This is a genomic window from Mycobacterium sp. (genome assembly GCF_035570115.1).
GTDB lineage: Bacteria > Actinomycetota > Actinomycetes > Mycobacteriales > Mycobacteriaceae > Mycobacterium.
This window is the reverse complement of the sequence record NZ_DATMLH010000267.1, coordinates 20,130-32,679: the sequence shown is the minus strand read 5'-3', so window position 1 is coordinate 32,679 and position 12,550 is coordinate 20,130. Positions and strand designations below refer to the sequence as shown.

The following is a 12,550-nucleotide window of genomic DNA, read 5'->3' as shown; positions in this document are numbered from 1 at the left end:
TTGCCTATATAGGCTCAGTTTTGAGTGGGGTTATTCGTAACCGAGGCGCGTGCGCGCTGGCGGCCGTCCAATCGGGGCCCGCTCGCCGCCATCCAAGCCAAGGTTGCCAGCGTCGCGACGATATAGACCATCCCGCCCCAGGCCAGATACCACGCCCTGCCGCTCTGCCAAATGGTCGGTTGGGCAAAGCTCAACAACCATGGCACGCCGACGATCAGCAGCACCAGCCAGCTCCAGCCGAGGATTCGCGCGCCGAGACGCTGCGATAGTGGCCCGTGCAGCAGCCAGATCATCAGCGGCACCAACCACACCCAGTGGTGTGCCCAGGAAATCGGCGAGAGCAGCAGCCCGAACAGTTCGACCACCAAGAGGGTGCCGAGCGGGTCCGGCCCACGGCTGGTCAGCGCACGCCAGGCCAGGATGGCCAGTATGGCGGTGACGGCGATCCCGGCCAGCACTGCCGGGCTGTAGCCGGCGTCGTGGCCGAAGATCCGACAGAAGCCGCCCCGCCAGGACTGATTGAATGTCGTGCAGATCGGCCCGACCCGGTCGGTTTTGAAAATCAGATCGGTGAAGTACTGGCGAGTCTCGTCGCCGACGACCAGCGCCGACACCGCAACGGTGGCCAAGAAGACGACCGCGGAAAACACCGCCGCACCCCACCGGCGAGCGCCGAGAAAATAGAGGCCGGCGATCGCCGGCGTCAGCTTCACGCCGGCCGCCGTGCCGACTAATAGGCCCGACAACCACCACCGGGTGGTGTAAACCGCATAGAGCGTGGCCAGCACTAACAACACATTGATCTGGCCGTAGTCGAACGTACTGCGCAGCGGCTCGAGCCAGATGGCGACCGCGGTCCAAAGCATCGCAAGACGGTGGCCCTCGCCCGCCGCAACGCCGAGCAAACGCTGGCTGATCCGGACCACACCGTAGAGCGCGGCCATCGTCCCGACCTGCCAGCAAAAAGCGACCAAACCGAACGGCAGCAGGTGCAGCGGGTAAAAGATGACCGCCGCAAACGGCGGGTAGGTGAACGGCAGCGGGAAGTTCGGCGTCTGGTCGGCGTAAACGTAGTGGTACAGGCTGCCCGGGTGATCGATGGTGGCCGCACCGCCGATGTAGACGTGCAAGTCGACAAAGTTGGCCCCATTGGGAGCGAGATACGTCCAGGCCAGCCGCGCAGCGACGCTCAGAACCAAGAGCACCGGCCCGACCGCGTTCAGCGAAATCGCTCGCCGGGTGTCAGCTGCCGCCGGGGCGGCCGAGGTGGTGTCTATCTGCACGACTCTAACGGGGCCACGACAGGTGCGGCGGCAGACGGCTTTTCACCGCCCACCCCTGCGCTGCGAGGCCGTCGGTCACCGACGTCACTCGTATCCGTAACGATCGAATAAACGCCACACGTGTCACTTGAGTCACTTCCGTATCGAGCGAACTATCGGCGTGGGAGGACCCCGTCATCGAGAACCAGGGAGAGTCATGTCAACCATTTGGACGTTGTTCCGCGCCACCGCGGTTGTGGCGGGCTCATCGGCCGCGCTACTTGCAGGCGGTCTGATGGGCACAGCCCACGCCGACCCGGCGCCACCGGTACCCGCACCCAATATCGGGCAACAGCTGGTCACTAGTGCCGCCGGCGCACCCCAGGTGCTGCAAAACCTCGGGACGGCCCTGAGCGGACAGCCAGCGACGCCGCCGCCGTTGGCCAGCATCAGAGTTCCACAGCCTTCGACAGCGGGCGTTCCGGGAGCCACCTCAGCCGTCCCCGGCGTCACCTCGCTCATCCCCGGCGCCACCAGCGCTGCTCCGGCGGCGACGAGTGCGACACCCGGACTCGGGATCCCGGGGTTGACACCGACCCTCCCGGCATCGGCCGCGCCCGCGTCCGGGCTCACCGGCATTCCGGGGTTGACGCCGACCGTGCCGGCGGCGGCGCCGGCGACCGGGCCTGCGGGATTGCTGCCGCAGGCACAGCTCAACTTGCCGCAGATGCCGTTCCTGCCAGTACCGTTGCCGCAGCAGATTTCGCTGCCCGGCGACCTGACCTCGTTGATCACCGGCGGGGTCCCGGCTTCTCCCGGCGTCGGCTCGCCCGGATTGGTGCCCGTTCCGGCCGCCGCCCCGGTGACGGCGCCCAACCCGTTGTACTTCCCGGTGTCCGGCCTGCCCTGATCCACCCTGACCGGCTAGCGCGCCCCTGCGCTAGCCGGTCACCCCAACCAACACCGACCGGGAGGACATCGTGGTAATCACCAGGAATCTGATCAGCGGCTTGGCCGCCGCGGCGCTCGCTTGCAGCGCCGCAGTGGCGCTCAGCCCCGCCGCGCTTGCCGACCCGACGCCGCCCCAACCGCTACCCGCCCAGCAGTTTCCCGGGCTGCCGGCGCTGACCGAGTTGAGCCCCATCATTCAGCAGGCCGCCGGCAACCCCGAGCAAGCCACGCAGTTACTGATGGCGGCGGCGCAGGCGTTCAGTCACAATCCGACGGCGCCCGACCAGTCGAAAAACGTTGCGGCGTCGGTGAACCAGTTCGTCCAGGCGCCCAATGCAGCGGTTCCGGCCGACCTAAACCAGCCACCCAACTCCGCCCCCACGGCACACATCGTCCCGCCTGGTGTGGAACCGGGCGCTCAGGCGCACCTGCCGACGGGTATCGACCCGGTGCATGCCGCGGGCCCCGGACCCGAGGCCGCACCTGCTCCCGCGACCGCCATCCCGGTAGCCGCGCCGGTGGCGCCCGCCGGACCGCCTCCCGCCGCCGCCCCGGCTGCCGCCGCCACCCCGGCAGGACCACCCGCAGCGCCGGCGCCCGCCCCCGCGGCCACTCCTGTGGCACCCGGTTTCAGCCCGGACGCCCCGCCCACGCAGGATTTCATGTATCCGTCGATCAGCAATGGCTGTTTGGCCGACGGCGGCAACGTCCTCGCCGCCGCGCTGTCGGTGGCCGGGCCCGCGAAGATCCCTACGCCGGGCCCTGCAGCCGGCCAGACCGCCTACGTGTTCACCGCCATCGGCACACCGGGACCCGCCGACGTGCAGAAGCTGCCATTGAATGTGACCTGGGTGAACTTGACCACCGGCAAATCGGGCAGCGTGACGCTCAAGCCGCAACCGGACATCAACCCGGCAGGGCCGACCACGTTGACCGCCATCGCCGACACCGGCTCGGGCAGCGTCATGTCGACGATCTTCGGGCAGGTCACCACCAAGGACAAGCAGTGCCAATTCTTGCCCACCATCGGTTCGACGGTGGTGCCTTGACCCCGGTTGTATCCGTCGGCGCGCGCCCATTGTCGTGTGCGCGCCGGCGGATCAGCCGTCAGTAGGCGATGAACAGGATCTCGTCCCGGCCGTACTCCATGCCGGGGTGAGCGCTGGCCAGGTGCGCCTGGGTGAGCTCGACCAGTTCGTCTTCATCCTTGCCGACGATGGCCTCGCCGCACGGACAGTTCAGGTGTGTCTTCACGTTGCCGCCTTTCCGTTGGCCTTCTTGGCCGCTTTCATCTGCTTCTTATACGAACGCACCTTGTCCAGCGAACTGGCATCGGCGATATCGGCGACCGACAGGTGCGTACCGGCCTTGCCGTAGTCGCCGGCAGCTGTCCGCCAGCCCTTCGGGGCCACCGAGTACTGCTTGCCCAGCAGCGCCAGAAAGATTCGCGCCTTCTGCTCCCCGAACCCCGGTAGGTCTTTGAGTCGCCGCAGCAACTCGGTTCCGTCCGGATCGCCCGCGGTCCACACGGCGGCGGCATCGCCGTCGTAGTGGTCCACGATGAGCTGGGCCAACGCCTGGATGCGCTTGGCCATTGCACCTGGAAAGCGATGTATTGCAGGCCTTTCCGAGCACAAGGTGGCGAACTTGTCCGGGTCGTAGTCGGCGATCTCGGTTGCGTCGAAGCCGCCCATCCGGTCGGCGATCTTCTTCGGGCCGGCGAACGCGGTCTCCATCGGCACCTGCTGGTCCAAGACCATCCCGACTAGCAACGCAAACGGGTTCTCGGACAGAAGTTGATCGGCCTCGGGTTCCTGTGCCAGGCAGAGCTTCACAAACACACCCAACCACAAGCCCCGAGGATCGTGAAGGCCCGGGCTTTGTCGTCAAGGTGGGCCGGTCGGGGTTTCCCGGCCAGGGATGCGTACGACCCGGTGACTCGATGTCGGGGGATGTCCGCCTCGCCTGCAAGCGATGCTCTATCGGGGGATGGAGTGTCGTCGCCAGAATGGCGCGTATGAACAACTTCGTTGTCGGAGATGAGTGGATTTATCGACAGCGGCCGTATATGCCCTCTGAGCGGGTAAAGGTCATTGGGATCGAGAAGCGAAAGCAGACCACCCGCGTGGACATTGAGTTCCTTGATGGCGACAAAGCCGGTGTCTGCGAGAATGTGCCCGGCACCCGCCTGCCGAGACCTTGGAACGAGGTCGCCGAGTATGACGAGCTGATGGCCAATTGGCAGCGGCTTGACCAAGAGGCGCTGGACGACACCGAGGACTGCGCAGTCACAGAGGTCTTCGATCTCCTCATTCCGGAAGACGTTGCCGCGTATGACCGCTCGTGCGTTAGGCATGGCGTCTCGGCTATCGCTCCGAGGCGCTCGAGCAGATCATGCGCCGACCGATGATCGAAGCGTTAGAGCAGGTCGAGTGGTTCGCACACGAACGGGATTACCGAGCTTTCGGCCAAAGGAAGCTTGCTCGTGACCGAGTGCGCGTGCGCGGTCAATCCACCCCTGGTCCTGGACACGGTGATGGCGAGCGAGGCCGAGGCCCGGGAGCAGTGCAAGCGCGGCCGGCAATACAGGGGAGTCGACGGTGAGAAGAGGACGTCAAGTTTCATCGGTGACATCAGACGGTAGCCTCCCTTGAGGAAGGTAGACGTGCTCATGCGGAAAAGGAGCGCAGGAAGGGTGGTTATCTAAATGGCAGGACGACTCGAGTCCAAAACTGCATTGATCACCGGCACTGCACGGGGGATGGGTCAAGCAGCGGCCATCCGGTTCGCCGCGGAGGGGGCGCGTGTCGTCGGTTGTGACGTCGACGAGCAAGGTGCCAAAGAAACCGTTGAGCTGGTCGTGGGCGCAGGCGGCGAAATGGTCTCGTTGGCGCCGATCAACATCGGCGTGGAGGACGAGGTCCGGCGGTGGATCGACTTCGCGGTCGAATCGTACGGCGACTTCGACATTCTCTACAACAATGCCGCCGGCGGGCGCTTCGGTGAGGTCGATTCGTTCAGCCGTGAGGATTGGGATTACACGCTAATTAATGAGCTGACCGTCGTTTTTCTCGCTATCAAGTACGCGGTTCCGGTGATGAAGCGCAAAGGTGGGGGATGCATTCTCAACGTGGGATCGAACTCGGCGCTGTACAGCAACGGCTCAATCGGTTCGAACCTGCCCGGTGGCTTTGCGCACTGCGCCGCAAAGGCCGGCGTGATCGCGATGAGTCGGGCCCTGGCTGTGGACCTCTCCCCATACAACATCCGAGTCAATAGCATCAGCCCAGGCGCCACCGAGACGCCGAGCACTGCACCATTGTTCGACGGCCCGGCTGGCGATCTGCTGACTAGACCGCAACTCATCCAGCGTCGGGGCCAGCCGGCTGACGTCATCGCCGGAGCGGTGTATCTGACTTCCGACGAGGCCTCTTTTGTGACCGGTACCAATCTGCTCGTTGACGGGGGAACAGTCGCCAGTGGCGGCGCCGGGCTCCCCGGAACCGCATTCAAGGAGGAGGCCGCCAATGCGGCTTTCGAGGTTCAATTCAACTAGTACGACGTCCCGTCTCCGGAGAAACGGGGTTGATCAGACCTCGTCGCGGTAAGCAGGGGGGTATGCCCTCGCCCCCGCCCGTTTGACTGGGACGTAATGGGACCGCCGAATCAGTTTAAGACTGTTCTGACGAGTTACGGTGTCGGTACGCCATTCGCTCTGTGACGGGAGGGTCACGATGACCGGCCGCTACTTGAAGAACCTGGCAGTGTTCACCGGACTCTCCTGTGTCGCCATCGGCATCTACCACTTCGCTCTCGGCACAGCCTCGGTGCCCGGCGCGACGGACGCCAACGCCACGGTCGATTCGCGGGAGCGGTTCTACTCGGCGTATTTCGCCGGGTATGGCTTCGCCTGGCTAGGAGCCGCACGCAAATCCCCGATCCGGGCCGGTCATGTGCGTCTACTGGCGGGCCTCATGCTGCTGAGCGCTGTTGGACGGTTGATCTCACTGCTCCACAACGGGCGGCCGCACTGGTTCCAGGAAGTACTCACGGCGATTGAATTCGTTGTTCCCACAGTATTTTTCGGGATAGCCGACGCCGAAGAGAAGGCCGAGCTGAACCCCGCCGGGTAGCCGACTAACCGCTTTTGCGGCGGAACTCTCGGCGGTTCTCCACCGGCCCGTGCACGCGTGGCGTCTTGGCGCCGCCGTCCTTGTGATCCGATCCGCCAGACGACTTGGCGTTCTTGCGCTCGAGCGCTTCCCGGAATTTGCGTTTGGCGTCGTCCTCCGACGCAGAATCCGTCCCCGACTTGGATGCAGCCATGCCCGCAGCCTAGCGCGCCCGCGGCGATTAAGCCTGAATCACCGCACGCCCGGCGGCATGCCGTACACGTGTGCGATCGGCATCGTCAGCAGTACCCGACGGTCGGTGACCATCGCCTGGCGATAGTCGTCCCAGTCCGGGTGCTCGCCGGCGATGTTGCGGTACAAGGTAATCAGCCCTTCGACAGTGTCGTCGTCGACCGCGAGCGCCGGCGCTGTCAGCTCCGCAGCGCCCTCGGCGACGGCATAGCACCAGCCGTCGTCGGCGCTGACCAACAGCGAAGCCCGCGGGTCGCGACGCAGGTTGCGGGTCTTGGCCCGCGGCTCGGTGACCGACACCTGAATGGCGACGTTGCGGGCGTCAAAGTAGTACGACACGTTGGACAGCTGTGGACGCCCGTCGCGCTTGACAGTTGCCAGCACGCCGAGGGAATTGTCGGCGATCACGGCCAGCAGCTTGTCGTCGAACACTTGGCGTCCCATGTCGAAAGCGTACTAGTCGAGGGTCGCTACCATCAGCTCATGACCCGCTACGCTGCATTCCTGCGCGGCGTCAACGTCGGCGGCGTCAACCTCAAGATGGCCGACGTAGCGGACGCGTTGGCCGAGGCCGGTTTCGCCAATGTGCGCACGATCTTGGCGAGCGGCAACATTCTCCTGGAGTCACGGGCTGGCGCGGATGCGGTGCGCACCAAGGCGGAGACGGCCCTGCGCAAGCGTTTCGGATACGACGCGTGGGTGTTGGTCTACCCCATCGAGACGGTACGGACCATCGTCGATGCGTATCCGTTCGAGGCCGAACGGGACGGATACCAGTCCTACGTCACGTTTGTGAGCGACATCGGCGTGCTCGACGAGCTCGCCGCACTGGCCGACCAGGCCGACGCCGACGAGAAGATCACCCCAGGACCCGATTCCGCGGGCGTCATCTATTGGCAGGTGCCCAAGAACCACACGCTGGACAGCACCATCGGCAAAACGATGGGCAAGAAGCGCTACAAATCGTCGACCACCACACGCAACGTGCGCACGCTAGCCAAAGTTCTGCGGTAAGCGAACTCGCTCAGTCGTCGGGGGCGGCCTCGAGATAGCGCAGTGCGTCCGCCTTGCCGAGCCCCAGTCCGCGCGCGACGTCGAGATAGCTGCGCGCCGCGGCCGCCATCGCGGAATCCGACGGGTCCGCGCGGGCGACGAATGTGCCGAAGCGTCCACGGGTTTCGACGACGCCGGCGGCCTCCAACTCGCGGTACGCCCGGGCAACGGTGTTGACCGCCAGACCGAGCTGACCGGCCAATTCACGTACCGTAGGCAGCCGGGCGCCGGGTGGCAAAGTACCGTCCCGAATCGCGTCGATGACCTGGTTTCGCAGCTGGTCGAACAGCGGTCGACCCGCTCGTCCGTCAACTCTCAGCCACTCCCCCAGCTCCACCTGCTCAGTATCCCGCAGTCCCGCTATGTTGGTTGGGTGCGGATAACGGTCCTGACAGGCGCGGGAATCTCGGCGGAGAGCGGCGTGCCGACGTTTCGCGACGACAAGAACGGACTGTGGGCCCGGTTCGACCCCTACGAGTTGTCCAGCACGCAAGGCTGGCTTCGCAACCCCGAACGGGTTTGGGGATGGTATTTGTGGCGGCACTACCTGGTGGCCACCGTCGAGCCCAACGCGGGCCACCGCGCCGTCGCCGCCTGGCAGGACCACGCCGAGGTCAGCGTCGTCACGCAGAACGTCGACGACCTGCATGAGCGTGCCGGTAGCTCGGTGGTACATCATTTGCACGGCAGCCTGTTCGAGTTCCGTTGCGCAACTTGCGGTATGCCTTACACCGGCGAGTTGCCGGAGATGCCGGAACCGGCTCTGGAAGTGCAGCCACCGACCTGCGACTGTGGCGGCTTGATCCGGCCCGACATTGTGTGGTTCGGTGAGCCGCTGCCCGAGGAGCCGTGGCAGCACGCGGTCGAGGCGACGACCGCCGCCGACCTGCTGGTCGTAGTGGGGACTTCCGGCATCGTGTACCCGGCGGCCAGTCTGCCCGAGTTGGCGCTGGCGCGCGGCACCATCGTCATCGAGGTCAATCCGGAGCCGACGCCGCTATCCGACAGCGCCACGATCACCGTGCGCGAGACGGCCAGCGAGGCGCTGCCGACATTGCTGCAGCGGCTGCCCGCCCTGCTGAACTAGGCGGGACGCCGCGCCCGGCCGAGCACGAACTCCGACACCGGCAGCGGCGCCCACGCCGGCATGGTCCGCTCGATTCGGGCATTGTCCACTTCGAATCCCGCGGCGCGGATCGACTGCTCGGTGTGCCGGTGGGTATGGCAGTTACCCGCCAGCCGCGGCCATATCGTCGCGTCGACCAGCTGCTGGAACCGACCCCGGATCCCGCCGGTGGCCACATGCTCCAGAAATCGAAGCTCACCGCCCGGCCGCAGATACGAAAGCAGTTCCGGCAAAACGGAATCCGGATCGCTCACCGAGCACAGCACCAGCGAGCACACCACCGCGTCAAACGGTTCGGCGGCCGAATAGTTCTCCACCGCGTCATCGCTCACCGTGACCGGAACGTGCGCACCGGCGGCCGCAGCGCGTGCCCGTACCGCCAGCCGATGTTCGGGCTCGATCGCGATGACCTGTGCAACGGAGTCCGGGTAAAAGGCGAAATTGGTCCCGATGCCGGCACCGACCTCCAGCACCCGGCCCGATAGCCCGGCCAGATTCTCCCGACGCAGCGCACGAATCTGCTCGGTCTCGTGGGCGGCGATGGTGGGCCAGATCCTGGCGAAGAACGGATTGTCGACCTTGACCGGGGCCGATGATGTCACGCTTGCGAACCTTCCGTGGGTTTCGGCAAAGAACCAGCCGCCATCAGCCACGCCACGGTCTGCTGCGGGGTGGCGTCGGCGCCGACCAGTCCCTCCACGATATGTCCGCAGAACACCGCGCCGAGCACCCGGTCGGCGAAGTCGTTGGCGTCGCCGAACGGCAGGTGGGGTTTAGCGATCAGCAACGACGCCACCCCATGCGCGGCAGTCCACAGCTGCAGCGCGACGGTCGTCGCGTCGCCGGGCGGGCAGAGGCCCTCGTCCATCAGCGTCCGCACGGTGGCACACATATGCGCGAACGCAGAGCTGGCCAGGGCGGCATCAACGTCACTGCCCGAGCGCCACTCACCCATGGTCGCGATCCGATAGAGCTCGGGGGTCTCGGTGGCGAACCGGATATATGCCAGCCCCTGGGCTCGTAGCACCTCGATGGTGGACGGCTGCCCCACGGATACCCGCTGCATTTCGTCGTCCAGCTTCTCGAAGTACCGTGCACACACCGCGTCGAGCAACGTGTCCTTGTCTTCGAAATGCAGGTAGATCGACGGCGGCGTCACACCGACGCGTTGCGCCACCGAGCGGATCGACACCGCCTTGGCGTGCCCGGTGTCCAGCAGGAGTTCGGTTGCGGCATCCAGGATTTGGTCGCGAAGCAGCTCGCCGGACCCGCGTGGTGCGCGACGGCGGCGAAGGTTCTCCGTAGACGGGCTAGGCACTGTGTCTGACTGTAGCGACGGTACGTAAGACCCGATGGCCGTTGGACACCGCGTATTCAGACGGATCGACGTCCTCGCGGCGATGTCTTGGTGCGGCCGCGTCGATGTCTTGGACGTCTTCGCGGCGATGTCTTCCGGTGGAACGGGCGGGGATCGCCGGCAGGGGTGCGTCGTCCGCCGCCTCACTGATCCCGAACCGCTCATGCAGCCACACCAGTGGTTTCGGCGCCCACCAATTCCACCGGCCGAGCAGGTGCATGAACGCCGGCACCAGCACCGTCCGCACTAAGGTGGCGTCCGCCAGCACGGCAAGCGTCAGACCGACACCGAACATCCGCATAAACGACACCTGAGCGGCGATCAGCGCGGCGAATGTTATCGACATCACCAGGGCAGCGGCGGTGATCACCCGGCCGGTGCGAGCTAACCCGAGCGCCACACTCTCGTCAGTGACGGCACGGGCTGCGGCCGGGGTCGGCCTCGCAGGCCGGGCCTCGCCGGACGCCAGCCAGTACTCGCGGATCCTCGAGACCAGAAACACCTCGTAGTCCATGGACAGCCCAAATGCGATGCAGAACAACAACACCGGGATGTTCGCCACTAACGTCCCGCTGGGGCTTGTCCCTAGCGCGCCAAGGTGGCCCTCCTGGAAGACCCACACCAACGCGCCGAACGCCGCGGTCAACGACAGCACGTTGAGCACCAGCGCCTTCAGCGGTAGCACCACGCTGCCGGTCAGCAGGAACAGCAGCACGAAGGTAATGACCGCGATCAGCCCCAGCACCAGTGGCAATCGCGTCATGATGCCCTCGACGCTGTCGCGGTTGATCTGTGCCATTCCGGCCAGCTGAACGGATCGCCCGGCCGGCCCGGGCACCTTGTGCAATCGGTCGAGTTGGGTGTTAGAGGCTTGCGAGAACAGCGGCGCAGTAGTGGACACGGTGAGAAATGCGCTGCCGTCGGCCAACCCGGCGGCGGCGGCGGGTGGTCCGATCCGGTTGCCGTTTACGTACGTACCGGTCGGGGCCGTCACCGTGGACACGTCGGGTACCCGCGACAAATCGGCGGCGTAGCGGCTGAGGTCGCCCGGACGCACCCCGCGGACGTCCGGGACGACAACAGGCACCGCCGTCGCCGAGTCATCGGTGAAATCGCGGCGCAGCTGGTCACCGACCGCATGCCCCGAGGCCGAACGCGGCAGCACCCGGTCGTCCGGCATGCCCCACTTCACCCTGAGGAAGGGAACTCCAAGCAGCAGCAGCACCGCGACAACGGCCAGACCGATCGGCACGGCTCGGCGCATCACGAACTTGGTCGAGCGGTACCAGAACAGCTGCTGCACCGGTTTGTCTACCGGATCAGGGCGACCGAGTATCCGCCGTCCCAGTCGGCGCACGTCTAACGAGTCCAGCCGTGGCCCCAGTAGGACGATCGCGGCCGGTGTGACCACGATCGCCGCGAACGCGACGAATCCCACGGTGGCGATGCCCGCATAGGCGAACGACTTCAAGAAGTACATCGGGAACAGCACCATCACCGACATCGATAAGGAGACGGTCGCCGCGGCGAACAACACGGATCGACCGGCGGTGGCCATAGTCCGAATCAGCGCCTCATCGCGACCGCGGCCGTCGGCCAGCTCGTCCCGGTAGCGGCTGATGATCAGCAGCGTGTAGTCGATCGCCAGCGCCAGGCCCAACGCGGTGGTCAGGTTCAGCGAGTACGCCGACACATCGGTGGTAAACGAGATCATCCGCAGCACCGACATCGATCCGACGATTGCCAAACCGCCCAGCAGCAACGGCAGCGCCGCTGCCAGCAACCCGCCGAACACCCACACCAGCACCACGAAGCTCAACGGAATCGCCAGGGATTCCATCAGCAGCAGGTCGCGTTCGTTCTGCTGATTGATCTGGTCGTAGACCGTCGCGACGCCGCCGGCGCGCACAGTCACGCCATCCCGGTCGTGCACAACTTGGGCAGCCAGCGTCTTGGCGTATTTCTGCGCGTTGTTTTCGCCGCCCTTGAGGTTCGCAACGATTAGTCCCGACTTGCCGTCCTTGCTCACTAGACCCGCGGCGGCCTGCGGCGGCGAAGTCCACGCCGAGGACACGTTGAAGACCGAGGGCGATCCTGTCAGCTGGTCGACGATTTCGGTGGCGGTCTGGCGGGCCTGGGGGCTCCGGGCACCAGCGGGTGCGGTCACCACAATCAACATCTGCTGATCGCTTTGCCCGAACTTGTCGGTCAACAGGTGAATGGCCCGTGCCGACTCCGACTTCGGGTCCTGAAAGCCACCCGCAGAGAGGCTCTTGGCCACCGGCACCCCGAAGATTGCGGCTGCCACCATGACCAGGCCTGCAACCAGCAGGATTCGGCGCGGCGCAACGATGGCAAGGCGAGCGATTCGCTGCAGCATGCCTGTCCTTCCACTGTGAACTAACCGCGCTAACTTATCAATGATAACTTAGTCACG

Annotated in this window: 17 protein-coding genes; 8 read left to right on the top strand and 9 right to left on the bottom strand. The window is 65.6% G+C overall.

The window, feature by feature from the left end; translation table 11 throughout:
• Positions 1-14: 14 nt before the first annotated feature.
• Complete coding sequence (locus VNW74_RS25525) at positions 15-1,277, bottom strand: mannosyltransferase (RefSeq protein ID WP_414686771.1); 1,263 nt, start codon at positions 1,275-1,277, stop codon at positions 15-17.
• Positions 1,278-1,479: 202 nt separating this feature from the next.
• Here VNW74_RS25525 and VNW74_RS25520 point away from each other — a divergent pair, with 202 nt between their 5' ends.
• Both VNW74_RS25520 and VNW74_RS25515 read left to right on the top strand, forming a co-directional pair.
• On the top strand, positions 1,480-2,172 hold the full coding sequence (locus VNW74_RS25520; RefSeq protein WP_325682033.1) for a hypothetical protein: 693 nt from the start codon (positions 1,480-1,482) through the stop codon (positions 2,170-2,172).
• 70 nt (positions 2,173-2,242) lie between these two features.
• A complete protein-coding gene (locus VNW74_RS25515; protein ID WP_325682031.1) occupies positions 2,243-3,262 on the top strand; it encodes a hypothetical protein in 1,020 nt (339 codons plus the stop codon).
• Between the two features lie 58 nt (positions 3,263-3,320).
• Here VNW74_RS25515 and VNW74_RS25510 read toward each other — a convergent pair whose 3' ends face one another.
• The gene (locus tag VNW74_RS25510) at positions 3,321-3,467 is read right to left on the bottom strand and encodes a DUF1059 domain-containing protein (protein ID WP_325682029.1); all 147 of its coding nucleotides are present in this window, start codon (positions 3,465-3,467) and stop codon (positions 3,321-3,323) included.
• Positions 3,464-4,048: an HhH-GPD-type base excision DNA repair protein gene (locus VNW74_RS25505; protein WP_325682027.1), complete on the bottom strand. Its 585-nt coding sequence runs from the start codon at positions 4,046-4,048 to the stop codon at positions 3,464-3,466. The genes VNW74_RS25510 and VNW74_RS25505 overlap by 4 nt, the downstream gene beginning before the upstream one ends.
• Positions 4,049-4,230: 182 nt before the next feature.
• On the opposite strand from VNW74_RS25505, the gene VNW74_RS25500 reads away from it, so the two are divergent.
• From VNW74_RS25500 to VNW74_RS25485, 4 genes are all read left to right on the top strand, one after another.
• Positions 4,231-4,623 carry a hypothetical protein gene (locus VNW74_RS25500; RefSeq protein WP_325682025.1) on the top strand — a complete coding sequence of 131 codons (393 nt, stop codon included), beginning with the start codon at positions 4,231-4,233 and terminating at the stop codon, positions 4,621-4,623.
• Between the two features lie 75 nt (positions 4,624-4,698).
• Positions 4,699-4,857, top strand: coding sequence for a hypothetical protein (locus VNW74_RS25495; protein WP_325682023.1), 159 nt, complete (start codon positions 4,699-4,701; stop codon positions 4,855-4,857).
• Positions 4,858-4,920: 63 nt separating this feature from the next.
• Positions 4,921-5,769 carry an SDR family NAD(P)-dependent oxidoreductase gene (locus VNW74_RS25490; RefSeq protein WP_325682021.1) on the top strand — a complete coding sequence of 283 codons (849 nt, stop codon included), beginning with the start codon at positions 4,921-4,923 and terminating at the stop codon, positions 5,767-5,769.
• Between the two features lie 178 nt (positions 5,770-5,947).
• On the top strand, positions 5,948-6,346 hold the full coding sequence (locus VNW74_RS25485) for a DUF4345 domain-containing protein (protein WP_325682019.1): 399 nt from the start codon (positions 5,948-5,950) through the stop codon (positions 6,344-6,346).
• A gap of 4 nt (positions 6,347-6,350) precedes the next feature.
• Here the strand turns inward: VNW74_RS25485 and VNW74_RS25480 are convergent, their stop codons facing one another.
• Positions 6,351-6,539 carry a DUF5302 domain-containing protein gene (locus VNW74_RS25480; protein WP_325682017.1) on the bottom strand — a complete coding sequence of 63 codons (189 nt, stop codon included), beginning with the start codon at positions 6,537-6,539 and terminating at the stop codon, positions 6,351-6,353.
• Between the two features lie 38 nt (positions 6,540-6,577).
• A complete protein-coding gene (locus VNW74_RS25475) occupies positions 6,578-7,021 on the bottom strand; it encodes a PPOX class F420-dependent oxidoreductase (protein WP_325682015.1) in 444 nt (147 codons plus the stop codon).
• Positions 7,022-7,060: 39 nt separating this feature from the next.
• Between VNW74_RS25475 and VNW74_RS25470 the strand changes: the two genes are divergently transcribed.
• Positions 7,061-7,591, top strand: a complete 531-nt coding sequence (locus tag VNW74_RS25470; RefSeq protein WP_325682013.1) for a DUF1697 domain-containing protein — start codon at positions 7,061-7,063, stop codon at positions 7,589-7,591.
• A 10-nt stretch (positions 7,592-7,601) separates the two neighbouring features.
• Here VNW74_RS25470 and VNW74_RS25465 read toward each other — a convergent pair whose 3' ends face one another.
• The gene (locus VNW74_RS25465) at positions 7,602-7,967 is read right to left on the bottom strand and encodes a GntR family transcriptional regulator (RefSeq protein WP_325682012.1); all 366 of its coding nucleotides are present in this window, start codon (positions 7,965-7,967) and stop codon (positions 7,602-7,604) included.
• A gap of 36 nt (positions 7,968-8,003) precedes the next feature.
• On the opposite strand from VNW74_RS25465, the gene VNW74_RS25460 reads away from it, so the two are divergent.
• Positions 8,004-8,717 carry an NAD-dependent deacylase gene (locus VNW74_RS25460; protein ID WP_325682010.1) on the top strand — a complete coding sequence of 238 codons (714 nt, stop codon included), beginning with the start codon at positions 8,004-8,006 and terminating at the stop codon, positions 8,715-8,717.
• Here VNW74_RS25460 and VNW74_RS25455 read toward each other — a convergent pair.
• Genes VNW74_RS25455 through VNW74_RS25445 form a run of 3 tightly spaced genes read right to left on the bottom strand, consistent with a single transcriptional unit; the run spans position 8,714 to position 12,493 of the window.
• Positions 8,714-9,358: a class I SAM-dependent methyltransferase gene (locus tag VNW74_RS25455; protein ID WP_325682008.1), complete on the bottom strand. Its 645-nt coding sequence runs from the start codon at positions 9,356-9,358 to the stop codon at positions 8,714-8,716. The two genes, VNW74_RS25460 and VNW74_RS25455, sit on opposite strands and share 4 nt — an antisense overlap.
• Positions 9,355-10,074 (bottom strand): TetR/AcrR family transcriptional regulator, encoded by a 720-nt coding sequence (locus tag VNW74_RS25450; protein ID WP_325682006.1) that lies wholly within the window; start codon positions 10,072-10,074, stop codon positions 9,355-9,357. Before VNW74_RS25450 ends, VNW74_RS25455 begins: the two co-directional genes overlap by 4 nt.
• On the bottom strand, positions 10,067-12,493 hold the full coding sequence (locus VNW74_RS25445) for an MMPL family transporter (RefSeq protein WP_325682004.1): 2,427 nt from the start codon (positions 12,491-12,493) through the stop codon (positions 10,067-10,069). Before VNW74_RS25445 ends, VNW74_RS25450 begins: the two co-directional genes overlap by 8 nt.
• Between the last annotated feature and the right edge of the window lie 57 nt (positions 12,494-12,550).